Annotated in this window: 21 protein-coding genes and 1 pseudogene; 5 read left to right on the top strand and 17 right to left on the bottom strand. The window is 63.6% G+C overall.

From position 1 onward, the window contains the following. Window positions 1–120: 120 nt before the first annotated feature. The 4 genes from OVA00_RS23435 to OVA00_RS23420 form a co-directional block, all read right to left on the bottom strand. Entirely contained in the window at window positions 121–675 is a 555-nt protein-coding gene (locus OVA00_RS23435; RefSeq protein WP_268089684.1) for a sarcosine oxidase subunit gamma, read from the bottom strand. Between the two features lie 10 nt (window positions 676–685). Further along, window positions 686–3,643, bottom strand: a complete 2,958-nt coding sequence (locus OVA00_RS23430; RefSeq protein ID WP_268089683.1) for a sarcosine oxidase subunit alpha family protein — start codon at window positions 3,641–3,643, stop codon at window positions 686–688. Then, complete coding sequence (locus OVA00_RS23425; RefSeq protein ID WP_090298248.1) at window positions 3,640–3,918, bottom strand: sarcosine oxidase subunit delta; 279 nt, start codon at window positions 3,916–3,918, stop codon at window positions 3,640–3,642. Before OVA00_RS23425 ends, OVA00_RS23430 begins: the two co-directional genes overlap by 4 nt. A 74-nt stretch (window positions 3,919–3,992) precedes the next feature. Beyond that, window positions 3,993–5,243, bottom strand: a complete 1,251-nt coding sequence (locus OVA00_RS23420) for a sarcosine oxidase subunit beta family protein (RefSeq protein ID WP_034798844.1) — start codon at window positions 5,241–5,243, stop codon at window positions 3,993–3,995. 215 nt (window positions 5,244–5,458) lie between these two features. Between OVA00_RS23420 and cysQ the strand changes: the two genes are divergently transcribed. Next, window positions 5,459–6,235, top strand: coding sequence for a 3'(2'),5'-bisphosphate nucleotidase CysQ (cysQ, locus tag OVA00_RS23415; RefSeq protein ID WP_060583004.1), 777 nt, complete (start codon window positions 5,459–5,461; stop codon window positions 6,233–6,235). A 28-nt stretch (window positions 6,236–6,263) separates the two neighbouring features. Here cysQ and OVA00_RS23410 read toward each other — a convergent pair whose 3' ends face one another. Then, window positions 6,264–6,650 carry a response regulator gene (locus tag OVA00_RS23410; protein ID WP_034798951.1) on the bottom strand — a complete coding sequence of 129 codons (387 nt, stop codon included), beginning with the start codon at window positions 6,648–6,650 and terminating at the stop codon, window positions 6,264–6,266. A gap of 266 nt (window positions 6,651–6,916) precedes the next feature. On the opposite strand from OVA00_RS23410, the gene OVA00_RS23405 reads away from it, so the two are divergent. Continuing rightward, entirely contained in the window at window positions 6,917–7,429 is a 513-nt protein-coding gene (locus OVA00_RS23405; protein WP_112976579.1) for a Dps family protein, read from the top strand. Window positions 7,430–7,492: 63 nt separating this feature from the next. Here OVA00_RS23405 and OVA00_RS23400 read toward each other — a convergent pair whose 3' ends face one another. Next, on the bottom strand, window positions 7,493–8,248 hold the full coding sequence (locus OVA00_RS23400) for a Crp/Fnr family transcriptional regulator (protein WP_034798848.1): 756 nt from the start codon (window positions 8,246–8,248) through the stop codon (window positions 7,493–7,495). 189 nt (window positions 8,249–8,437) lie between these two features. On the opposite strand from OVA00_RS23400, the gene OVA00_RS23395 reads away from it, so the two are divergent. Together OVA00_RS23395 and OVA00_RS23390 are read left to right on the top strand one after the other, a co-directional pair. Further along, window positions 8,438–9,295 carry an SDR family NAD(P)-dependent oxidoreductase gene (locus OVA00_RS23395; protein WP_112771945.1) on the top strand — a complete coding sequence of 286 codons (858 nt, stop codon included), beginning with the start codon at window positions 8,438–8,440 and terminating at the stop codon, window positions 9,293–9,295. Window positions 9,296–9,387: 92 nt separating this feature from the next. After that, complete coding sequence (locus OVA00_RS23390) at window positions 9,388–10,944, top strand: VOC family protein (protein WP_268089682.1); 1,557 nt, start codon at window positions 9,388–9,390, stop codon at window positions 10,942–10,944. Window positions 10,945–11,092: 148 nt separating this feature from the next. Here the strand turns inward: OVA00_RS23390 and OVA00_RS23385 are convergent, their stop codons facing one another. The 11 genes and pseudogenes from OVA00_RS23385 to speB all read right to left on the bottom strand — a co-directional run bounded on the left by OVA00_RS23385 (window position 11,093) and on the right by speB (window position 21,008). Beyond that, entirely contained in the window at window positions 11,093–11,656 is a 564-nt protein-coding gene (locus OVA00_RS23385) for an NADPH-dependent FMN reductase (RefSeq protein ID WP_060520347.1), read from the bottom strand. A gap of 182 nt (window positions 11,657–11,838) precedes the next feature. After that, window positions 11,839–12,792 (bottom strand): ring-cleaving dioxygenase, encoded by a 954-nt coding sequence (locus OVA00_RS23380; protein WP_268089681.1) that lies wholly within the window; start codon window positions 12,790–12,792, stop codon window positions 11,839–11,841. 159 nt (window positions 12,793–12,951) lie between these two features. Beyond that, window positions 12,952–13,731: a carbon-nitrogen hydrolase family protein gene (locus OVA00_RS23375; protein ID WP_034798855.1), complete on the bottom strand. Its 780-nt coding sequence runs from the start codon at window positions 13,729–13,731 to the stop codon at window positions 12,952–12,954. Further along, entirely contained in the window at window positions 13,728–14,528 is an 801-nt protein-coding gene (locus OVA00_RS23370) for an ABC transporter permease (protein WP_034798857.1), read from the bottom strand. Before OVA00_RS23370 ends, OVA00_RS23375 begins: the two co-directional genes overlap by 4 nt. Beyond that, entirely contained in the window at window positions 14,525–15,379 is an 855-nt protein-coding gene (locus tag OVA00_RS23365; protein ID WP_060605215.1) for an ABC transporter permease, read from the bottom strand. The genes OVA00_RS23370 and OVA00_RS23365 overlap by 4 nt, the downstream gene beginning before the upstream one ends. Then, window positions 15,376–16,413, bottom strand: coding sequence for an ABC transporter ATP-binding protein (locus OVA00_RS23360; protein WP_060520343.1), 1,038 nt, complete (start codon window positions 16,411–16,413; stop codon window positions 15,376–15,378). Before OVA00_RS23360 ends, OVA00_RS23365 begins: the two co-directional genes overlap by 4 nt. A gap of 121 nt (window positions 16,414–16,534) precedes the next feature. Next, window positions 16,535–17,614, bottom strand: a complete 1,080-nt coding sequence (locus OVA00_RS23355) for an ABC transporter substrate-binding protein (protein ID WP_268089680.1) — start codon at window positions 17,612–17,614, stop codon at window positions 16,535–16,537. Between the two features lie 73 nt (window positions 17,615–17,687). Further along, complete coding sequence (locus OVA00_RS23350; RefSeq protein WP_034798864.1) at window positions 17,688–18,335, bottom strand: amino acid ABC transporter permease; 648 nt, start codon at window positions 18,333–18,335, stop codon at window positions 17,688–17,690. Then, on the bottom strand, window positions 18,332–19,000 hold the full coding sequence (locus tag OVA00_RS23345; protein ID WP_034798866.1) for an amino acid ABC transporter permease: 669 nt from the start codon (window positions 18,998–19,000) through the stop codon (window positions 18,332–18,334). Before OVA00_RS23345 ends, OVA00_RS23350 begins: the two co-directional genes overlap by 4 nt. A 60-nt stretch (window positions 19,001–19,060) precedes the next feature. Next, on the bottom strand, window positions 19,061–19,855 hold the full coding sequence (locus tag OVA00_RS23340) for a transporter substrate-binding domain-containing protein (RefSeq protein ID WP_268089679.1): 795 nt from the start codon (window positions 19,853–19,855) through the stop codon (window positions 19,061–19,063). 92 nt (window positions 19,856–19,947) lie between these two features. Beyond that, window positions 19,948–21,008: pseudogene (speB, locus tag OVA00_RS23335) on the bottom strand (agmatinase). 224 nt (window positions 21,009–21,232) lie between these two features. Between speB and OVA00_RS23330 the strand changes: the two are divergent. Beyond that, complete coding sequence (locus OVA00_RS23330; RefSeq protein ID WP_034798872.1) at window positions 21,233–22,279, top strand: LysR substrate-binding domain-containing protein; 1,047 nt, start codon at window positions 21,233–21,235, stop codon at window positions 22,277–22,279. Window positions 22,280–22,294 lie beyond the last annotated feature (15 nt).

The following is a 22,294-nucleotide window of genomic DNA, read 5'->3' as shown; positions in this document are numbered from 1 at the left end:
GCGCCGATAAAGACACGGCTGCGAAGGACGCTTGTCCATTTCCGCCGTTTGCTGGCGGATGGGCGACCTGTTTGCGGCATTTCATGCCGCATTTGATTTCGACCTCTTGAAGGGGCCGTCTCAATCCGAGAAGGCGGCGGTGAGATCGAAGGCCCGCCCCATCTTCATCAGGTCATCGAAGAGCGATTCCGCATAGCTCCGCGGCACGATCAGCTCGAACGTGTCCTCGTCCGTCCGGGCGAGATTGACCGGGATGTGACCGCACAACGCATTGGTGCTGCCGCCAACCGTGAAGGCTGAGGGATGAAGATCAAGGCCGATGCCCTTGACGAGGATGCTGCGCACGTTCGGGCCGGCGATCCGGAAGACGACGCGCCCATCGCTTTGGTCGACAACATAGGCACCGCCGTCGCAAAGCTCTTCGAGCCAACGCACGAGCCCGCTCGGCGCTTCCACCTCGGAGACGACAAGCCATTCCCCCGGCGCCGAAAACCGCATGGACAAGTCGGACTGTGCGGCGATCGCCTCACGCACGGTCTCCTCCCGGCCGGCGCGCGCAAGAACCGTCGCCATCGTGCGCCAATGCCCGACCATCAGGTGGTCGGCCGCCGGCGACGTGGGTGCCGATCGCAGTTTCTGCTCCAGTGCGTGGCGGTTGTTGTAGTCGCGAACCATCACCGCCTCCTCAGGCCTTCAGCTTTGCATTTTGCGGATCGACGAAGACCGGGTCGCAGACCTCGGCGACGATCTCCTGATCGCGCAGCTTGTCGAACACCACGACCTTCTCGCCATAGCGTTCGCGCCCGGATTTCAGGAAGGCGAGCGCGATGGCGTGCCCCAGGACCGGCGAGAAACCGGCCGAGCTGACCCAACCCTGATCGTTCAGCGTCGAGGGCTTGGTCCCCTCCTTCAGAAGATGCGCTCCGGCCCGCATGTCCTTGTCGGCATCGACGGGCTTCAGACCAACGAGCTGCATGCGATCCGCCGCCGTCAGGCCGTAGCGCGTCGACAGGCGTTTGCCGATGAAGTCGGTCTTCTGCATCGAGAGCATTCGGCCGAGTCCGGCATCGTCTGGCGTCACGCGACCGTCGAATTCGGCATGCGTCAGCAGACCCTTCTCCAGCCGCAGCACGTTCAAGGCTTCGACGCCATAGGCACAGATTTCATGCGGCCGGCCGGCCTCCATGATCTGGTCGGCCACCGCCTCGCCATAACCTGCCGGCACCGCCAGTTCGAAAGCCAGCTCCCCGGAGAAGGAAATGCGGAAGAGCCGCGCCGACACGCCGCTTTTCAGGACGATCTTGCGGGCGGACAGGAACGGAAACGCGCCATCGGAAATATCGCCATCGACGGTCTGCTGCAGCACCGCGCGCGCTTTCGGACCAGCGATCGCCATCTGCGCCCATTGGTCGGTCGACGAGGTGAAGCGGACTTCGAGTTCAGGCCAGAGCGTCTGGGCGCAATATTCCAGGTGCGCCATGACGGGACCGGCCATCGCCGTCGTCGTGGTGACGAAGAAATGTTCCTCGTCGAAGCGGCTGACCGTACCGTCGTCGAAGACGAAACCGTCTTCGCGCAGCATCAGGCCGTAACGCGCCTTGCCGATCGGCAGCTTCAGGACCGGGTTGCAATAGAGACGGTTGAGGAACTCCGCAGCGTCGGGGCCGAAGACCTCGATCTTGCCGAGGGTCGAGACGTCACAGAGGCCGACATTGGCCCGCACGTTCAAGACTTCTCGATCGACGCTGTCGCGCCAGGTCTTTTCGCCGGCGCGCGGGAACCATGCGGAACGATACCAGACCCCGGCCTCGACGAAGGTCGCGCCATTTTTCATCGCCCAGCCATGCAGCGGCGACTTGCGCGCCGGTGCTGCATGCTCATCGCGCGCCGTGCCGGCAAGTGCACCGAAGGAGACCGGCGTATAAAAAGGCCTGAAGGTGGTGGTGCCGACCTCTGCCGGGCTGACGCCGCGCATGCCGGCGAGAATGCCGACGGCATTGATGTTGGAAAGCTTGCCCTGATCGGTCGCCATGCCGCTGGTCGTGTAGCGCTTGGCGTGCTCGACATGGCCGAAACCTTCGCGCAGCGCCAGGCCGAGATCCTTCGCATGCACGTCGTTCTGGAAATCGACAAAGGCCTTCGACTTGGCGCCCGGCACATACCAGAGCGCCGAGAAGGAAGCGGCCTCTTCGCCATCGACGGCCGGTGCTGCGGCCGAGCTGGCGCTGAAACCGAGGTCGGCCGCAATCGCTGCGGCCTTCTCCGCACCATCGGACAGGCAGCCCGAGAGCGTGTAGACACCGTTGGCAGCGCCCACGGGACGCAGCCCGCCACCGACATCAGGTGCGACGAAGGCCTTCAATTCCTCCGACCAGACCGGTCTTGCGCCGCGCTGGCAGGCAAGATGCACGACCGGGCTCCAGCCACCGGACATCCCCAGCGCATCGCAGACGATCAGTTCCTCGAAGCCGGAGCGTTCGACGACGATGCCCTTGAGGCGCTGCCTGCCCTTGGTGTCGACGACGGAAGCCGAGCGGATGACCCGGATGCCATCAGGCGCCTGATCGGCGGATTCCGCTCGGGCGTCGACGATCGCCGCGATGGCGACGCCCTTGGACGCAAGGGCCCGCGCCGTGCGGTACCCGGCGCTGCCGCTGGTAAAGATCGTGATCTGCTTGCCGGCGGCCACACCATAGCGCTCGGCATAGGTGGTCATGGCGCCCGCCATCATCACGCCGGGCCTATCATTGCCGCCGAACACCAGCGGGCGTTCCTCGGCACCGGTTGCCATCAGCGCGCGCTTGGCAACGATGCGCCAGACACGCTCGCTCACGAGCTTCGAAGACGGTTCAGCGATGTGTTTCTGCACGCGTTCAACCGCGCCGAAGACGTTGTCGTCATACCAGCCGAAGACCGTGGTGCGCGAAAGCAGCGTGACGTTGGGCAGCGCTTGCAGTTCGGCGACGGTGCGGTCGGCAAAGACCGATGCCGGCGCGCCGCCGATGGTCTCGCCGGTCGCAAGCAGGGAGCCGCCGAGCCGGAAATCCTCGTCGGCGACGATGACCCGAAGGCCGGCGCGGCCGGCCGTCAGTGCTGCCATCAGGCCGGCGGGACCGGCACCGACGACGAGCAGGTCGCAGAACGCCCAGGACTTCTCGTAGCTCTCGGGGTCGCGCTCCAGCACCGCCCGGCCGAGGCCGGCGGCGCGGCGGATGAAGGGTTCGTAGACGCGCTCCCAGAACTGCTTCGGCCACATGAAGGTCTTGTAGTAGAAGCCGGCGCCGAGGAACGGCGAAAGGACGCCGTTGACCGCCCCGACATCGAAGCCGAGAGACGGCCAGCGGTTCTGGCTTTTGGCAGTCAGCCCGCCATAGAGTTCGGCGACGGTCGCCTTGGTGTTGGCATCGGTGCGGGCACCAGAGCCGAGGGTGACGAGCGCGTTGGGCTCGGAGGGCCCGGCGCTGACGATGCCGCGCGGCCGGTGGTATTTGAAGCTGCGGCCGACGAGCAGCTGGTCATTGGCAAGAAGTGCGGAGGCGAGCGTATCGCCGGAAAATCCGCGCAGCGGCCGGCCGTCGAAGGTGAAGCTCAACGTTTTGCTGCGATCGACGAGGCCGCCGGAGGAAAGACGATAGCCGGTCATCGCGCAGCCCTCCGCGCAAACTCGGCCGCATCGACGACGGAATAGACCTCGTGGGTGGCCGTATCGCGCTCGACCACCAGGAAGCGGCGACAGCCGGCGATGTGATGCCAATGCTCCAACGTGCGCCCACGCGGGTTAGCGCGCACATAGACGTAATCATGCCAGGCCTCGTCCGAATCCATCGGCTCGGGACGGCCGCGCGAGGCGTCGCCGCGGATCGCGAATTCTTCCTTCGGTCGGACCCCGCAATGCGGGCAGGTAATCAGGCTTGCCATCGTCTTCCGTGTCCTGAAGCCGCACTCCGGCTTCCTGTTCATTCCATACGAGCCGGCGGGCCGGCCGTGTCCTGTCAGTGAAGGTTGGGCTGCGGGCCGGCGCCGGCCTCGTCGACGGCATAGCCGCGGGCGAAGCGATCGAGCCTCAAGGCGCGCGCCACCGGATGGGTGTCGTTCTTGGCGATCAGGTGGGCGAAGCAGTAGCCGGAAGCCGGCGTCGCCTTGAAACCGCCGTAGCACCAGCCGCAGTTCAAGTAGAGATTGTCGATCGAGGTGCGGTCGATGATCGGCGAGCCGTCCATGCTCATGTCCATGACGCCCCCCCAGGCGCGCAGCACCCGAACGCGCGACAGGCCGGGGATCATCGTTACCCCCTCCTCCATCACGTGCTCGGCGGTCGCCAGATTGCCGCGCTGGGCATAGGACGAATAGCCGTCGATCTCGGCGCCGAAGACGAGGCCGCCCTTGTCCGATTGCGAGATGTAGAAGTGGCCGCCACCATAGACGATCACGTGATCGATGCAGGGCTTCAGCCCCTCGGTCACGAAGGCCTGCAGCACATGGCTTTCCAGCGGCAGCTTCAGATCGGCCATTTCGCCGACGCGCGAGGTGTTGCCGGCCGCCGCCAGCGCCAGCTTGCCGCAGCCGATGAAGCCCTTGGTCGTTTCGACGCCGGTGACGACACCGTTTTCGCGTCGGATGCCGGTCACTTCGCAATGCTCGATGATGTCGACACCATGCTGGTCGGCGCCGCGGGCATAGCCCCAAGCGACCGCATCATGCCGCGCGGTACCGGCGCGGCGCTGCAGCAGGCCACCGAGGATCGGATAGCGGGCATGATCGTAGTTGAGGAAGGGGATCATCTTCTTCAACTGCTCACGCTCGATGAGCTCCGCTGCCACGCCTTCCATCCACATGGCATTGCCGCGGCGCACATAGGCATCGCGCTGGCCGTCGCTGTGGTAGAGCATGATGACGCCGCGCTGCGACAGCATCACATTGTAGTTGAGATCCTGCTCCAGCCCCTCCCAGAGCTTCATCGAGAACTCGTAGAAGGGCTCGTTGCCCGGCAGCATGTAGTTGGAACGCACGATCGTCGTGTTGCGGCCGACATTACCCGAGCCGAGATAGCCCTTTTCCAGGACCGCGACGTTCTTCACGCCGAATTCCTTGGCGAGATAATAGGCGGTCGAGAGCCCATGGCCGCCGCCGCCGACGATGATCACGTCATAGTGGGATTTCGGCTGTGGCTGGCGCCAATGCGGTTTCCAGTTCAGGTTTCCGGAAAGGGCGTTCCTGACAAGCGAGAAGGCGGAATAACGCATGAAGGCATCCAGTTCAGTTGCGCCGGCACATTTGCACAGCCGGAACGCGGAAGCAAAGACGCAAAGCCGCTCGCAATTGCAAAAAAGCTTGAGATGCTCCGCCCCGCAGATCAGCTGCGACCACGCGTAAAGAGCCGCCTGCCATGTCAAAAGCATGGCTATAATCTTCCTCTCAATATGCTATGGGCCTGATGACGGACCGAAAGACAGGGCGAATGCTGGAGATACTGCAACAATCGGCAATAACGGCGGGTCGGGCCATTCTCGACATCTACAATGCCGGGCCGGAGGTCACCCACAAGCCTGACTGCTCGCCGGTCACCGATGCCGACACGACGGCCGAACGCATCATCCTGGCAGACCTCGCCTCGGCCTTTCCGGACATCCCCGTGGTCGCCGAGGAAGCGGTGTCTGCCGGCTTCGTGCCGGAGACTTCCGGCAAGTCGTTTTTCCTTGTCGATCCGCTCGACGGCACCAAGGAATTCATCAGCCGCAACGATGACTTCACCGTCAACATCGCGCTGATCGAAAACGGCGCGCCCGTCGCGGGCGTCGTCTACGCCCCGGCGCTTGGCATCCTCTATGCGGCACACCATGGCAAGGCGGTAAAGTCGGTTATTGATGGCAGCTTTCGCCTGACCGAAGAAACGATCATCGGCTGCCGCAGCTGCGGGGATCGCATGGTGGGGCTCGCCAGCCGCTGGCACAACAGCGCCGAGACGATCGACTACCTCGAAAAACACGGCATCGCCGATTACCGGACGGTCGGCTCGTCCTTGAAATTCTGCCTGCTCGCCGAAGGCGTGGCCGACGTCTATCCCCGCTTCAGCCGGACGATGGAATGGGACACCGCCGCTGGCGACGCGATCCTGAGGGCCGCCGGTGGCGAAACGCTGACGATGGATGGCACGCCGCTCACCTACGGCAAGCGCAACCAGAAGGACGACAGCGACTTCGCCAATCCCTGGTTCGTATCGCGCGGCAAGCCCTGAGCAGGTCGCGCAAGGGCTGAGGCGGTTCCTAAGCCTCTCTCGTCTGGATCCCAGCGGCGATCAGCTGGCCGATCGATTTCTCGTTAAAGGGTTTGTCGATCCGCGGAACGTGCCTGAGATAGGTCGGGAAGTGCTCGGCATCGCCGTAGCCGCTGGTGAAGCCGAACGGCATGCCGCGGGCAAGCATGGCATCGGCAACCACGAAACTCGTGTGATCGCCGAGATTGACGTCGAGGATCGCAAAATCGAAGGCCTGCAGCGCCAGCAGTTCCAATGCCTGGTTCGCATTTCCGGCGATCGTAACCTGCAATATTCCGAGAGAAGCGAGGATTTCCTCGACGTCCATGGCGATGATGAAGTTGTCCTCGAGAACGAGGACCGTCCGGACGGACGGTGAAAGCTCGGCCATGTCAATGCACTCCATTTTTCACGCACAGCGACGGCAGTCATCGTCGCTGCAGGCGCATTTCCAGGCGGAATGCCGTCCAGAGTCCCGGAACCTCCACTGAGGCAACGGCAACGACTGAGCTTAGGCTCCAATGGCCTGACCTGGCATTTAAAAAAGACATGTGAGCGTCATGACGGGATCGGGAACAAGCCTTTCGTCGCGGCGTTCAGTTCATGCGGCGTGGCCCTCGGCCGCCTCCGCTCGACATTCCAAGACAGAACTGGAGCAGAAGAATGAAACAGACTGCCGCCGTGCTGAAGCCCAAGGTCAGGGACGAAGAATTCGACATCGGCCTGACGAAGGCCTATCGCCAGCAGATGGCAACCGCGCTTTCCGATATCCTTGCCGATACCTACAAGCTGGTGATCAAGAGCCACATCTACCACTGGAACGTGGTCGGCCCCCTGTTCAAGCCGCTGCACGAACTGACCGAAGAGCACTACAACGCGCTGTTCAAGGCAACCGACATCATTGCCGAGCGCATTCGCGCCCTTGGCCACCTGGCGCCGGCGAAGCTCGCCGAAGCAAAAACCTTCGCCCCCAGCGCCGCCTCGGTCAACCACACGACGGCGGCCGAGATGGTGGCAGACCTGATCACCGATCACGAAGCGGCGGCGCGGCGCATACGCGAGGCCGGCACCAAGGCCGATGAAAACGGCGACCTGGTCACGACGGACATGCTGACCGATCGCCTCAACTTCCATGAAAAGGCTCTGTGGATGCTGCGGGCGATCATTGCCGCCTGAACTCCCCCACCTTGACATCGATGCGGCCCCCGGCGCCGCATCGATCGGCTTCGACTGGGCACGTCAGATGAACGGCCGCTTGGGTTCGCGGAGCCCTTCCCAGCCTGAAACCGCGAGCAGGCCGTCGATGTCGCGGACATTGCAGCCCTTCTCCGCCCAGCGGATCAGGCCCCGCTCGGCAAGTTTCTTCAACGTCTTGTTCGTGTGAACGATCGAAAGGCCGAGCGTGTCGGCTACATGCTGCTGGCTGATCGGAATGGCGACGCGGCTGTTGCTGAAGAGGTCGAGCACCTCCGCCCGCTGGTAGAGGAAGGCGATGAGATAGGCCGCCCGCTCCAGCGCGGATCGGCGGCCGATGCTCAAGAGGTTTTCATCCAGAATGCGCTCCTCGCGTGCAGCGATCCAGGTGAGATCATAGGCAAGCTCAGGGTAGTTCTCGAACAGACGGTTGAGCTTGCCGCGCTCGAAGACGCAGAGAGTGACGGGCGACAGCGCTTCGATCGAATGCTGCATCTCCCCCATCAGGCTGCCCTGCAGTCCGATCAGATCGCCGGGCATCACATAGTTGAGGATCTGGCGGCGGCCGTCATCGAGCATTTTGTAGCGGAAGCCCCAGCCGGAAAGCACGGTGAAAAGGTGCGCACTGTGCGCGCCTTCGACGAGTATGGTCGCGCCACCATCGACCGCCAGTTCGCCAGTCTTGAACTGCGAAACGAAGGCAAGTTCTTCGCCGGTAAAGGCACGAAAATGATCGAGCTTGCGCAAGGGACAGCTTTCGCAAGGGGTGCGCTTTTCGTTGCGGGCTGTCATTTCGTTCATCGTTCCATCCACCGCATGCGTTCGTTCAGGCTTTTGCGTCCAAAACTGCAAGTAGCGCCGGCATCGCAGGTGACAAGATACAACCCTGAAAACACTTGGTTTTCCGAAGCGCCATCGTTGCCATGATCATGGACAGCCAGCCCTTGGCGCCCTATCTCTTGCACTCGACCCCGCCACAGGAGCTTCACCATGTCCCACCCTGCCTTCGCCCCCGGCAATGTCGCCGTCGTTACCGGTGCTGCTTCCGGCATCGGCCTTGCGGCTGCCAGACACTTCGCGACGCTCGGCATGTACGTCGTGCTCACCGACCTCGCGGGCGACAAGCTGGAGAAGGCGGCCGCCGAAGTCGCAGCCGCCTCGCCCGGCGGGGCGCGGCACGTCACGGCCATCGCGACAGACGTCTCGCGGCTCGACACGCTGGAAGCGCTTGAGCGGGAGGTGCATCAGCGGCTCGGCGACGTGCATGTGCTCATGAACAATGCCGGCATTCAGCCCGGCAGCGCGATCCTCGGCCCCTTGGCCGCCTGGGAGGCGACGCTCGGGGTCAATCTCTGGGGCGTCATCAACGGTTCGCGCGTCTTTGCATCCCGGATGATCGCCCACGGCAAACCGGCCGTCATCATTAACACTGGCTCGAAACAGGGCATCACCACGCCACCCGGCGACCCGGCCTACAACGTCTCCAAGGCGGCCGTGAAGGTCTTTACCGAGGCGCTGGAGCACGAGCTGCGCAACACCGCCGGAAGCCAGGTCCACGCGCACCTGCTGATCCCCGGTTTCGTCTACACCGGGCTGACGGCTGGCGGCCGCACGGAAAAGCCCGCCGGCGCCTGGACGTCGGAACAGACGGTCGGCTTCATGATGGAGAGCCTGGCGCGCGGGGATTTCTACATCCTCTGCCCTGATAACGACGTGCCACGCGCGACCGACGAACGGCGTATCCTCTGGGCCGCCGGCGACATCGTCGCGAACCGGCCGCCGTTGTCGCGCTGGCATCCGAAATATGCGGATGCCTTCAAGGCGTTCCTCGACAGGGATGGCGATTGATCCTCCTACGTTGACACTGCGTTCTCGGCGACCCTTCTGGTGCTGGCGGGACACATCGTGTTTTGTGGGACGACGATAATGAGGGACTAAGAATGACGAGCGGCATCCATCACATCACCCTGATTGCCCGGAAGGTCCAGGCAAACGTCGACTTCTATGTCGGCTTTCTTGGCTTGCGCCTGGTCAAGCGGACGGGCGGCTATGAGGACGCCAACCAGCTGCACCTTTTTTACGGCGACGCCGAGGGTTCGCCGGGTTCGCTCGTGACCTTCCTGATGTGGGAAGACGGCGGCCGCGGCCGCGTGGGCCATGGCCAGCCGAGCGAAATCGCGTTTGCCATCCGGCCGGAGAGTATCGGCTTCTGGCTGACCCGCGCGCTGCAGTTCAACATCGCCACGTCAGGACCAGCGCAGGAGTTCGGTGAGCCGGTGCTGCGGCTCAAGGATCCGGACGGTGTCATCGTCAAGCTCGTCGGCACCGAGGCGGTTTCGGGTGGGGCCCCCTGGAGCACGCGCGATATCCCGGCGGAAGACGCCATCCGCCGCCTGCGTGGCGCCACGATCCTCACGGAAAAGCCGGAGGAATCCGTTCGCTTCCTGACGTCCCATTTCGGCTATACGGAAACTGGCGCAACCGACGCGATCCGGCGGCTCACCTCCGCCTCCGGCGACACCATCGACGTGCGCAATGCAAGCGGCTTCTGGACGTCTGCGCCGGGAACCGGAACGATCGATCACATCGCCTTCCGCGCGCCCGACCGAGCCGCCGTGGAACGGGTGCACGAGGACCTGCAACGGGATGGCGCGGGCGCGATCAATGCGCATGACCGCAAATACTTCTATTCGCTCTACGTCCGCGAACCCGGTGGGTCGCTCTACGAACTGGCCAGCGACGTGCCCGGCTTCACCGTCGACGAACCGAAGGAAACACTCGGCACCGAACTCTTCGTGCCGGCGCATTTCAGCGCCGCGCGCGAAGAAATGCTGCTCGCGATGCCGCAGTTCGCTCTGCCGGGAGAACCGCGGCTGACCGAGCGCGACCTGCCCTTCGTGCACCGCTTCTATCACCCTGACGTGCTGGATGACCGCACCTTCATGCTCTTGCACGGCAGCGGCGCCAACGAAACGCAGCTTCTCCACCTCGCCCATCAGGTCGACAGGCAGGCGACGCTTGTCGGCATTCGCGGCCGGTCGAACGAGGAGGGAACGCCGCGCTGGTTCCGGCGCTATTCGCCGACGACCTTCGACCAGAAGGACGTGCGGTCGGAAGCCGAGGCCTTTGCTGCCTTCGTCGAGGGTGCCCGCGACGGCTACCGCATCGATCTGGAGAAGACGGTTTTCATCGGCTACTCCAACGGCGCCAATCTTCTGGTGGCCCTGATGCTGTTGTATCCGGGGCTCGTGCGCAATGTCGTACTGATGCGCTCGATGCTCGTCCTCGACGACGTGCCGCCGCCGGATCTCTCGGGTACGAAGGTGCTGCTCCTGACCGGCAAGCACGACAGCTACGGCGACTTCGCTCCACGCCTCAGGGAAGAGCTCGCCCGCACGCGCGCGGATCTGACTGCGGTCGACCTCGACATGGGCCACGAGATCGGCGCGCCAGATATCGCGGCTATCCAGCAATGGCTGCAGGATAAGGGCCTCTAAGCGTTCCCTAGGTCGTTTCGGCGAACGCTTTCGAGAAATCCAACAGCGCTCGCTCCCTCACCCTCATGCTCGGGCTTTGCCCGAGCATCCATACCCAGTCCTGTCCGCGATGTCCGGGGCAGCCTTAGCGCCTCACTGTGTCGGCAGCCTACCGCGCTCCCTCAGCGCCGGCAAAATCCGCAAATGCCTTGACGAAGGCGGCGAGCCGGTCGCGGGCGTCCGTATCCGTCAGCGTCCCCGCCTCATCGAAAAGCGTATCCGCCTTGGGCAGCATCAGGCGCTTGCCGGACCAGAGCTCGGCGCCGAGCGTGCGCATAACGGGCAGCCAGGCGTTCTGGCTGAGGATGGTGCCGAAATTGCCGGGCGAGCTGCCGGCAAGCGCAAAGGGCCGACCGCGAAACACCTTGGCGATATCGGCAGAAGGCCGGCTCATCCAGTCGATCGCGTTCTTGAACACGCCGGGGATGGAGTTGTTGTATTCCGGCGTGAACAGGATGACGCCGTCGGCAGCCATCACCTTTTGCTTCAGCGCCGTCACGGCGTCCGGAATGCCGCTCTCCTTTTCGACATCGCCGTCATAGAGCGGAATTCCGTGCAGCGTCGCGGTGTCGAATTCGACGCCACCGGGCGGGTTTTCCGCGGCCGCCCGCATCAGGCCGGTGTTGAACGACGCCTTGCGCAGGCTCCCGGAAATGCCGAGGATTTTTGTCATGAGGTCTGGTCCTTTTCCAAATCCTTGCGGGCGCGCCTCGAAGCGCGAGGCGGGATGCCATCGACATAGGCAACGCAACAGCTGTCATGATGGGTCCGCGCGGAACCGATGTCCAACGGGATCAGAGGGATAGAGACAAAAAAGCCGGGGACGAGCCCCGGCTTTTCGTTGGGATCAGACCGTTAGACGAGCGGCTTCAGCCGGGCCTCGATCTGCGCGCGCTTCGGCTCCAGGAACGGCGGCAGAGACAGGCTCTCACCGAGCGTTTCCATCGGCTCGTCGACGGCAAAACCGGGACCATCGGTCGCGATCTCGAAGAGGACGCCGTTCGGCTCGCGGAAATAGAGCGAGCGGAAATAATAGCGTTCGACCTCGCCGCTCGACGGCAGACGGAAGCCGTTAAGCCGTTCCGCCCATTCCGTCAGCGCCGCATTATCAGGCGCCCGGAAGGCGACGTGGTGCACGGCACCGGCGCCCTGACGCGCGATCGGCAATCCCGGTTGGACGGCCACGTGCAGTTCGGCCGCAGGACCGCCCTCGCCCATGGTGAAGACGTTGACTTCCCCCTCACCGTCCGGCGACGGATAGGTGCGGGCCTTGCTCATGTTCATCACATGCGTCAGGACGAGTTCGGTGTTCGTGATGTCAGGCACGCTGATGGTGATCGGTCCGAGGCCCTTGATCTGGCGCTCGGCCGGCACCGGGCTCTTTTCCCAGGGGTGCGAGGGCGCAAGCCCGCCGTCGTCGACCAGCCGGAAACGTTGGCCTTCGGCATCCTCGAAATCAAGCGCGGTGCGGCCATCGATCTCAGTGACCTCTCCACTCGTGACCTTGAGTTCGTCGAAGCGGTCCTTCCACCAGCGAACGGTTTCGGCGCTGCCGACCCTCAGACCCGTGCGCGAAATGCTGTGCGTGCCGCGCCCTTCCGGCCCGACCGGCCAGTCGAAGAAGGTCAAGTCCGTGCCGGGCGTGGCGCGCCCGTCGGCATAGAAGAGGTGATAGGCGGTGGTGTCGTCCTGGTTGACGGTTTTCTTGACCAGCCGCAGCCCGAGCGTCTCGGTGTAGAAGCGCAGGTTTTCCGGTGCGTTGGCGGTGATCGCCGTCAGGTGATGGATCCCAGTCAGTTGCAAGCTCATGATTGCCTCCAATGCGTTGGCATTGCTGTTGAGCCCAATATGGGATGCCGCATCGTTTCCGACAGTGGACCAATAGAGAACAGAACGTTCTCCTCAGGTAAACAACAAACGGCCCGTCCGCGCTGCCATCGCTGAGACGCAACAGCAATCGGCGCGCCCTCAGCGGCGATTGAGATCGCCGAGATAGGTGTTTTCAAGGCGGGAGATTGCGTAGGCCTTGGGGTCGATGTCGACGAGGAGCACGGCTTCCTGCCCAGACCCCGCCTTGGCGAGCAACTGCCCGTCGGGTGCTGCAATGCGCGACAGCCCGGCGAAGGAGAACAGCGGGTCCGAACCACAATGGTTGATGTAGGCGACGAACACCTGGTTCTCGAAGGCGCGCGTCTGGATCATGTGCTCGGCGATGAAATCGCCGGACCAGCCCGCCGGCAGCGCCGTCGGCACCAGCACGGCCTCGGCGCCGGCGAGCGCCAGCCGCCGCACATTCTCCGGAAACTCGACGTCGTAGCAGATCAGCATGCCGCAGGTGACGCCACGATGTGTGAAGAGCCGCGTCGACGGCTCCGGCGCGCGGAAAATCGAACGCTCATAGTCGCCGTAGAGATGGGACTTGCGGTAGACGACCGGCGCGGCATCGCCATCGACATAGACGGCGCTGTTATAGACGTCGTCGCCGTCGCGCTCGGCAAAGCCGGCGATGAGCGCAATGCCCGTCTCAGCGGAAATCGCCTTGAGGCGCTGAACGATCGCGCCATCCGGCGCCTCGGCGAGCGCTGTCAACGCCTCGCCGGCGCCATAGCCGGTGACGCCGAGTTCGGGCGTCAAAAGCAGCGTCGCCCCTTGTCCTGCAGCTTCCGCCGCGGCACGGGCAATGCGGTCAAGATTGGCGGCGACGTCACCCGCCGCCGATTGCATCTGGAGGGCGGCGAGCTTCATCATTTTCCATCCGACGACATGGCGCCAAGCAGCTTCGGCAGGTCGCCGAAACGGGCGACGAGGCTGAAGATCACCGCGGCGGTCGTGACGAAGAGTACCGTCACCGACGCCATGGTCGGCGTATAGCCGTAGCGCAGCGCATTGAAGATCTTGATCGGCAGCGTTTCCACCGTGAAGCCGACCGTCATGTAGGCAACGATGTATTCGTTGAGCGACAGCACGAAGGCGAAGGCGTAGCCCGACACGATATAGGGCAGAATCAGCGGCAGCACGACGGTGCGGAAGATCGTGCGCTCATCCGCCCCCATGGTCGAGGCGGCCTCGACCAGCGAGCGGTCGATCGAGGTGAAACCGAGCGACAACGTCACCAGCGGCAGCGTCACGAAGAAGATTGCGTGGCTGACGACGGCCGTCCACGGCTGGCCGTAGAAACCGACCGTCGCCCAGAAGGTGAGCATGCCGAGCGCGGTGATGACAGGCGGCAGCGTGAACGGCGCGACACCGAGAAGCTGGAAAATGTTCGCCCAGGGTGCAATGCGCCGCCACAGGAACCAGGAGAGCGGCAGAGCGATCGCCACCGCAAGCGCTGCCGAAAGCACCGCCAGCGTCACCGAGGCAAAGAGCGCGTTGCGCCATTCCGGATTGAGGAAGATCTCGCCATACCAGGAGAGCGAAAAGCCCTGCGGCGGAAAGGCGAGCGTCTGCTTCTGGTTGACCGAGACGCCGGCAACGACGATCAGCGGCAGCGACAGGAACAGGCCGATCAGGAAGAAGTAGGCCTTGCGGAAGATCGAGGTCATGCCGCTTCTCCCTTGCGTCCGGCAATCACGGTGAGCGCCACGAGCCCGAGCGTGACCAGCACGAGGAACACGGCCATAGCGGCGGCAAACGGCATGTTCGACTGGTAGATCGCCTGGTCGGTGATCAGCACCGAAAGCGTCCAGTGCTGCGGCCGGCCGAGCAGCTGCGGCAACAGATAGGAGCCGAGCGCGAAGATGAAGACCATGATCAAGGTGGCGGTGATCGTGTTGCGCAGCGCCGGCACGACCACGGTGAAGAAGGCCTTGAGCGGTGATGCGCCGAGTGTGCGGGCGGCTTCCGTCAGCGTCGGATCGAGGCGCACGAGCGCCGGGAAAAGCACCAGCACCGTATAGGGGAAGGCCTGATAGACCATGCCGGTCAAGACCGCGCCGAAGCTCGGCGTCAAGGCCTTGGCCTGCTCCATGATGCCGAGCGCAACGAGGATGTTGGTGATCCCTGCGGTGCGCGAAAACAGCGTCGACCAGGCAAAGCCGATGATGACTTCCGAGAGCGACAGGATCGACAGGAGCGCCACCAGCCACACGACCTGTACCTTCCGCGCCATGCGCGTCAGCATGTACGTGAAGGGCAAGGCGAGCACGACGCAGCAGATCGCCACGATGACGGCGAGCATCAGCGAAAAGCCGAGCACACCGCCGAAAAAGACCGAGAGGAAGCGGGCGTAATTGTCGAAGACGAAGGCCGGCGTATAGAAGCCGCCCTGCTGGCGCTGGAAGAAGCTGACGGCGATCATCGTGCCGAAGGGCACGACGAAGAAGATCGTCAGCATGGCCGCCGGAAAGAGGAGCGGCAGGTAGTCACCAAAAGTTTGGGGCGGTTCGCGTCTCATTTCTTCAGCACCACGCAGACATCGGGTGTGAGCGCGATGCCGACCTCCTGGCCGACGGAAACGTCGGGCCGGGCGCGCGGCGTCGAGACGGCGACAATCTGGTGTCCCGCGATATCGACGAAGGTTTCGATCGTGCCGCCGAGATCGCGCACGAAGGTGACCTTGCCGGTGAGCGCCCCGGCGCCGGGCGCCGTCAGGTGCACGTCTTCCGGGCGAACCGACAGCGTACCCTTGTTGGCGCCCGCAGGCAGGGCGAGGCCGGGGACGACATGACCGAGCACTTCCGCGCGGCCGGCACTGTCGGCCTGAACGTCGAGCAGGTTGGTCTGGCCGATGAAGTCGGCGACAAAGCTGTCGGCCGGGCGGCGATAGATTTCGATCGGCGACGCAGCCTGGCGGATCTCGCCGCCGCTCATGACGACGACGGTGTCGGCCATGGTCATCGCTTCGCGCTGGTCGTGGGTAACGACGATGGTGGTGATGCCCAGCTTCTGCTGCAACTGGCGCAGTTCTACCTGCATCGCCTCGCGCAGCTTCGCGTCGAGTGCCGAAAGCGGTTCGTCGAGCAGGAACAGTTTCGGCGAGATCGACAGCGCGCGGGCGATCGCCACGCGCTGGCGCTGGCCGCCGGACAGCTTGGCGACCGGCCGGTCGGCATAGCCCGAGAGATGGATCATCGACAGAAGCTCGTCGACGCGCTTCTTCTGGTCTTCTTTTGCCGCACCGCGGATGCGCAAGGGGTAGGCGATGTTTTCGCCGACGGTCAGGTGCGGAAACAGCGCCAGCGACTGGAACACCATGCCGAGGTTGCGCTTGTGCGTCGGAACCCGGGTGATGTCCTCGCCGTCGAGCCGGATCGCGCCGCCGGTCGGCAGATCAAGCCCGGCGATCATGCGCAGCAGCGTGGTCTTGCCGCAGCCAGATGGTCCGAGCATGCAGACGAAGGTGCCGTGCGGCACCGTCAGATCGACATTGTTGACGGCCCTGAAGGCTCCGAATTCCTTGACGACGTTTTGAAGGGCAAGTCCGGACATTGTTTCTCCGCGAGGATGGTCCCCTCCGCCTCATGGGAGGGTTTCAGGCGGGGAGCGGCTGCAAGGCCCCTCCCCGTCGTTATGCTTGTGGCTCTCCCCGGAGCCCGGGGAGCAGGCCGGATCAGCCGACGATCAGCTCGGTCCACTTCTGGTTCAGCCAATCCGCCTTGGTCTGGTAGAGATCGTAGCGCGGAATGATCGGCTCGATATCCGACGAGACGGCTGCGAATTCCTTGTCGGTCAGATCCGTAACCTCGCGCTTGACGGTCGGCGACGTTCCGACCTTGCGCGACAGCGTCGCCTGGATCGAGGGTTGGCACATGTAGTCGATGAAGATATGGGCTTCCTCGGCCTTCTGCGAGGCACGCGACAGTGCCCAGCAACCGGAATCCTGAATACCGCCTTCCTTCGGGAAGGTGGAGCGGACCGGGTGACCGTCGGCAGCAGCAAGGCCGGTGACGTCGTGATAGTACTGGCCCATCGGGATTTCGCCCGACTTCAGCGACTGCTCGAACTGCGCCTCGTCGCGGTACCATAGGCGAACGTTGGGCTTCACTTCAGCAAGCTTGTCGAACGCCTTGAGAAGGCCTTCTTCGGTGTCGAGCGCATTGGTGCCGCCGAAGAACGTCTTGGCCGTCACTTCGAGCAGGAACGAGTTGGAGACGAGCGCGAGCAGGCCGAGCTTGTCGGCGTTCGCCGGATCCCAGAAGGCGGTCCAGGAGGTCGGCGCTTCCTTGTAGACGTCGGTGTTGGTCACCAGCGTGATGTACCAGGAAACAGCGCCGATGCCGGCAATGCGTCCGTCCGGATACTTGTTGACGAAGCGATCAAGCAGGTTCGAGGCATTCTTGATCTTGGCGGTATCGAGCGGCGTCCAGAGATCGGTCGACTGGCCCTTCAGCATCGCGACCTGCGACATCATCGAAACGTCGGCTGGGGCCTGGCCGGCGCGGGCGGCCTGTTCGAGCTGGACGAGCCAGGCTTCACCGGTCGGTTCCGCGATCGACTCGACGGCAATGCCGGTCGCTTTGGTGAATTCCGGGAAGATGTTCTTGTCGAACGAATCCTTGAAGTAGCCGCCATAGACGCCGACCTTCAGCGACTTGTCCTGCGCGCGCAGGATCGACGGCATCGCCAGCATGGAGGCACCGGCAAGGCCGGCGCCGAGCAGCGTGCGGCGCTTGATGGAAGTGGTGATCATTCGCGTTCTCCTTTGTTTCGGCGGTGATCCGCCTTGTTCCCTGTTCTGTTTGATTTCTTGCACATTTTCAGTCTCAGTGCGCGGCTGTTTTGCGCTCCAGCATGCGCGAATATTGTGTCAGCGGATAACACAGCACGAAGAAGATCACCGCGACCAGCCCATAGACCGTGAAAGGTTCGAAGGTTGCATTATTGATCGCATTCGCGGTTCTGAGAAGCTCTTCGAAGCCGATGATCGAGGTCAGCGCCGTGCTCTTGATGAGCTGCACGAGGAAGCCGACGGCGGCCGGCCGGGTGATGGCGAAGGCCTGCGGCAGGATGACGAGCCGCAGTTCCTGCAACCGGTGCAGCCCGAGGCTCGCGCCGGCATCCCACTGCCCGCGCGGCAGTGCCTCGACCCCGCCACGCCAGATCTCGGCGAGATAGGCACTGGCATAGAAGGTCAATCCGAGGGCTGCCGCCGTCCACGGCTCGATGCGGAAACCGAGCATCGGCAGGCCGAAGAACATCAGGAACAGCTGCATCAGGAGCGGTGTTCCCTGGAAGAGCGCGATGTAGCCGGAGCCGAAGCGCCGCGCCCAACGGCGCTCGGAAATGCGCGCTGCAAGGACGGCAAGCCCCACTGCTGCGCCGCCGGCAAAAGCGACGATCGACAGCAGGATCGTCCACCGCGTAGCGAAGATCAGGTTGCGCAGGATGTCCCAGAAGGTGAACTCGATCATGACACGCCCGCTCCAAGCACGCGGCGCCCGCCGGCGACGAACAGCCGCCGAAGCGCCATCGACAGGCCGAGATAGATCAGCGTGACGACGAAATAGGTCTCGAATGAGCGGAAAGTGCGCGCCTGCAGCAGGTCCGCCTCATGCGCCAACTCCCGCACCGCGATCTGCGAGACGACCGCCGATTCCAGCATCATGATGATCACCTGGCTGGTGAGCGCCGGGAAAATCACCTTCAGCGCCTGCGGCAGGATGATCTTGACGAAGACCTGGCGGGGCTTAAGCCCGAGCGCAAACGCCGCCTCGCTCTGCCCCTTCGGCACAGCATCGAGACCCGCACCGACGATCTCGGTCGTATAGGCCGCCATATTCAGCGTCATTGCGACTATTGCCGCGACGATCGGGTCGAGTCGGATGCCGAGGCTCGGCAGGCCGAAATAGATGAAGAACAGCTGCACCAGGAACGGCGTGTTCCTGACGACTTCGACGTAGACGGCCACCGCCTTGCGCAAGACGCCATAACGGCTGCGGCGAGCGGCGGCGAAGAGAATGCTGATCAGGATGCCAAGCACCGTGGTGCAGGCGATCAGGAACACGGTCATGGCCGCGCCATGGGCGATTGCGCCCGCGGCGTCCTTGAGCCAACCGAAGCTGAGGCCGTAGCCCATCGTCGCAACCTTTCCTCAAGCGGACCGCGAGGGGATTGCCCCCCGCGGCCACCGAGCTTGTTAGTCCTTGAGGTTGTCGGGGTTGAGCGGCGTCTTCAGCCAGGCCTCCGAGCTCGCGTTCAACTTGCCGTCCGAGAGCATTTTGGCAACGGAGTCGTTGACCGCCTTCTTCAGGCCTTCCTCGCTCTTGTTGAGACCGATATGCGACGGCGAGGTCAGAAGCTGGAACTTCTGCTCCGGTTTCAACGCTTCCTGGCGGGCCAGCACCTGGGCGCCGACGTCGTTGCCGACGACCATCAGTTGCGTCTGGCCGGAGATGAAGGCCTGGATCACAGCATTGTAGTTGTCGAAGCGCTGGATGTCGGCATTGGCCGGGGCCGCCTCGGTAAGCGAGGTGTCTTCCAGCGTGCCGCGATTGACGGCGATGGTCTTCTCGGCAAGGTCTTCCTTGCCGGCAACCTTCAGTTCCGCCGGGCCGATGACGGCGATGTAGTAAGGCGCGTAAGCCGCGGCAAAATCGATCACCTCGGCGCGCTCCTTGGAGAAGCCGACGCTCATCAGGATGTCGACGCGCTTGTCGTTGAGATAGGGAATGCGGTTCTGCCCTGTGACGCTGACGAGGTTGAGCTTGACGCCGAGATCATCGGCGATCTGCTGCGCGACGTCGATGTCATAGCCCTTGATGCTCATGTCGGCGCTGGCCGAGGAGAACGGCGGGAAGTCGGAGAAGATGCCGACATTGATCTGGCCGGCGGACTTGATATCGGCAAGCGCGTCGGCCTTGGCGATGCCGGCGGCGGCCCCGAGCATCAGGGCGGCGGCGAAGGCTGTCTTCAGTTTTGCATGGATCGTCATGGTAATTCCCCTACCCGGAAGCTTTGTGATTGTGCAGTCTGGTGGTCGGCCGCCGTTTCCGGTCCGGCAGCCGACGAACCCTTAGTCAGGCCTCAGGCGGACTTGCCCGTGATCGCCGGGCTGAAGACCATGAGGCTCAGGATTTCGAAGAGCACCTGCGCGCCGCATGGGCCGTGTTGGTGGTCGAGTCATATTGCGGCGCCACTTCGACGACGTCGCCGCCGACGAGGTTGATGCCCTTGAGGCCACGGATCAATTCCAGCACTTCGCGGGTCGTCAGACCGCCGACTTCCGGCGTGCCGGTACCCGGCGCGAAGGATGGATCGAGGCTGTCGATGTCGAAGGACAGATAGGTCGGGCCGTCGCCGACGATCTTCTTCGCTTTCTCGATGATCGCGGGAATGCCGAGACCGGTCACTTCCTCCGCATGGATGACGGTCATGCCGGACTCGTAGGAGAACTCCCAGAGATATTCGGCCGAACCGCGGATGCCGATCTGCACGACGCGGGTCGGGTCGAGCACGCCGTCGAGCACCGCGTTGCGGAACGGACCGCCATGGTGGAACTTGGTGAGGTCGTAGGCGCCGCCGGTGTCGCAATGCGCGTCGATGTGGATCATACCGACCGGGCGCTTTTTGCCGACCGCTTTCAGGATCGGGTGGGTGATCGAGTGGTCGCCGCCGACCGACAGCGGCAGCACGCCGGCATCGACGATCTGGTTGATGCGCTTCTCGATGTCCTCATGGCTGAGTTCCAGCCGGTAGCGGCTCTGGAACGGCACGTCGCCGATATCCGCGACGCGGAGTTCCTGAACCGGCGTGCAGCCGAGCACGTGGTTATAAGGGCCGATACGCTCGATCGAGCGCAGCGCCCGCGGTCCAAAGCGCGAGCCCGGACGGTTGGTGACGCCGAGATCCATGGGAATGCCGACGATCGCCACCTGCAGATTGCCGAAATCCGGGTTTTCCGCGTCGACAGGCATGTGCGGCGCCGTCAGGAAGGTCGGGATGCCGGAATAGGGCGCGAGACGTGTGCCGCTTTTGTTGAAGATCTTGTCGGCGACCTTGCGGAAGGTCGGGTCGAACAGCTCGCCGCCATGGCTTTCGCCATACTTTGCCTTCAGTTCGGCAAGCTTGTTGTCGTTCCAGGCCATCGATTCAATCCTCCGTCTTCCATAGCCTGAGGCATGCGCGCGAAGGCGCCACAGATATCTGTCTGCGGAAGGTGCCGGCTCGTCCGGCGCGTTCATGTTCCCCAGGCGTTTTCGCCTTTGTTGATGAATATTAGGCGGCAATTCCCCTAGAAAATCAATTGACATTGTTATAGCGTTTCGTGTGAGAAAAATTCACATCACAGCAACCGCCGGAACGCCCCGATTTGTCCAGCCGCCTGCCTCCCCTCAACCCCTTGCGCGCCTTCGAAGCGACGGCGCGGCGGGGCTCCGTTTCGGCCGCGGCGCGTGAACTCAACGTCACCCACGGTGCGATCAGCCATCAGATCCGCGCGCTCGAACTTTCGGTCAAGGCGGCGCTGTTCGAGCGCGGCGGCAAGCGGCTGAAGCTGACGCCGCAGGGCGCATTGCTGCTGCCGGCCGTCACCCATGCATTCGCTGAAATCGCCGCGGCGACCGCAGCGATGACGCGGCCGACGACGAGCGGCGAACTGCGCATCACCTGCGTCCCGGCGCTGCTTTCCTTCTGGCTGATCCCGCGGCTGCATCTTTTCACCGAGCAATATCCGGACGTGCGTCTGACGCTGATCGCCTCTAACGACGAGGCGTATCTCCACTCGCCCGACGTCGACGTCTGCCTGATCTATGGCGACGGCAACTGGTCCGGCGCCTGGGCCAAGCTCTGGAGCCGTCTCGAACTTTTCCCTGTCGTCAGCCCGACCCTGCTCAACATGCGGCCACTGCGCTCGGTTCGCGACCTGCGCGACCACGTCATGCTGCATGGCGACGATGGCCGCGAATGGAACACCTGGCTTGCGGCGGCGGATGCCAGCGACCTGCAGCGCGGCCAGCAGCATTTCATGAGTGACGCACGGCTTTCGACCGAGGCGGCCCTGCACAACCAGGGCGTCGCGCTCGGCGATACGATTACCGCCGGCAGCCTGATCGCGCGCGGCGAACTGATCGCCCCTTTCGACCTGACGGTGCCCGCCAACGACGCCTTCTTCGTCGCCTGCCGCAACGAGGTGCTGGCGGCACCGATCGTGCGCATCTTCATCGACTGGATGTTCGAAACACTCGAAAGCGACCCGATGCCGGAACTGCAGACATCGGCGCGCACGATTATTCGCAGCCGCACCTCGAAATCCGAGCCGACAGATCGTAAATCGGAGAAGAACGGTTTTCAGCCGGTTTCGGCGCCGAGCCGTGCTCGCCGCACCGATCGTCCGCAGAAACGCAAAGCCAAGGCCTAACCCACAGGAACACCC

It is taken from the genome of Ensifer sp. SL37 (assembly GCF_026672675.1).
GTDB classification, from domain to species: domain Bacteria; phylum Pseudomonadota; class Alphaproteobacteria; order Rhizobiales; family Rhizobiaceae; genus Ensifer; species Ensifer adhaerens.
This window is presented reverse-complemented; position numbering and strand designations above follow the sequence as displayed.

Coding starts and splice junctions, on each gene's coding strand:
- OVA00_RS23435 (WP_268089684.1), bottom strand. CDS start 675: ATGGTTCGCGACTACAACAACCGCCACGCACTGGAGCAGAAACTGCGA.
- OVA00_RS23430 (WP_268089683.1), bottom strand. CDS start 3,643: ATGACCGGCTATCGTCTTTCCTCCGGCGGCCTCGTCGATCGCAGCAAA.
- OVA00_RS23425 (WP_090298248.1), bottom strand. CDS start 3,918: ATGGCAAGCCTGATTACCTGCCCGCATTGCGGGGTCCGACCGAAGGAA.
- OVA00_RS23420 (WP_034798844.1), bottom strand. CDS start 5,243: ATGCGTTATTCCGCCTTCTCGCTTGTCAGGAACGCCCTTTCCGGAAAC.
- cysQ (WP_060583004.1), top strand. CDS start 5,459: ATGCTGGAGATACTGCAACAATCGGCAATAACGGCGGGTCGGGCCATT.
- OVA00_RS23405 (WP_112976579.1), top strand. CDS start 6,917: ATGAAACAGACTGCCGCCGTGCTGAAGCCCAAGGTCAGGGACGAAGAA.
- OVA00_RS23400 (WP_034798848.1), bottom strand. CDS start 8,248: ATGAACGAAATGACAGCCCGCAACGAAAAGCGCACCCCTTGCGAAAGC.
- OVA00_RS23395 (WP_112771945.1), top strand. CDS start 8,438: ATGTCCCACCCTGCCTTCGCCCCCGGCAATGTCGCCGTCGTTACCGGT.
- OVA00_RS23390 (WP_268089682.1), top strand. CDS start 9,388: ATGACGAGCGGCATCCATCACATCACCCTGATTGCCCGGAAGGTCCAG.
- OVA00_RS23385 (WP_060520347.1), bottom strand. CDS start 11,656: ATGACAAAAATCCTCGGCATTTCCGGGAGCCTGCGCAAGGCGTCGTTC.
- OVA00_RS23380 (WP_268089681.1), bottom strand. CDS start 12,792: ATGAGCTTGCAACTGACTGGGATCCATCACCTGACGGCGATCACCGCC.
- OVA00_RS23375 (WP_034798855.1), bottom strand. CDS start 13,731: ATGATGAAGCTCGCCGCCCTCCAGATGCAATCGGCGGCGGGTGACGTC.
- OVA00_RS23370 (WP_034798857.1), bottom strand. CDS start 14,528: ATGACCTCGATCTTCCGCAAGGCCTACTTCTTCCTGATCGGCCTGTTC.
- OVA00_RS23365 (WP_060605215.1), bottom strand. CDS start 15,379: ATGAGACGCGAACCGCCCCAAACTTTTGGTGACTACCTGCCGCTCCTC.
- OVA00_RS23360 (WP_060520343.1), bottom strand. CDS start 16,413: ATGTCCGGACTTGCCCTTCAAAACGTCGTCAAGGAATTCGGAGCCTTC.
- OVA00_RS23355 (WP_268089680.1), bottom strand. CDS start 17,614: ATGATCACCACTTCCATCAAGCGCCGCACGCTGCTCGGCGCCGGCCTT.
- OVA00_RS23350 (WP_034798864.1), bottom strand. CDS start 18,335: ATGATCGAGTTCACCTTCTGGGACATCCTGCGCAACCTGATCTTCGCT.
- OVA00_RS23345 (WP_034798866.1), bottom strand. CDS start 19,000: ATGGGCTACGGCCTCAGCTTCGGTTGGCTCAAGGACGCCGCGGGCGCA.
- OVA00_RS23340 (WP_268089679.1), bottom strand. CDS start 19,855: ATGACGATCCATGCAAAACTGAAGACAGCCTTCGCCGCCGCCCTGATG.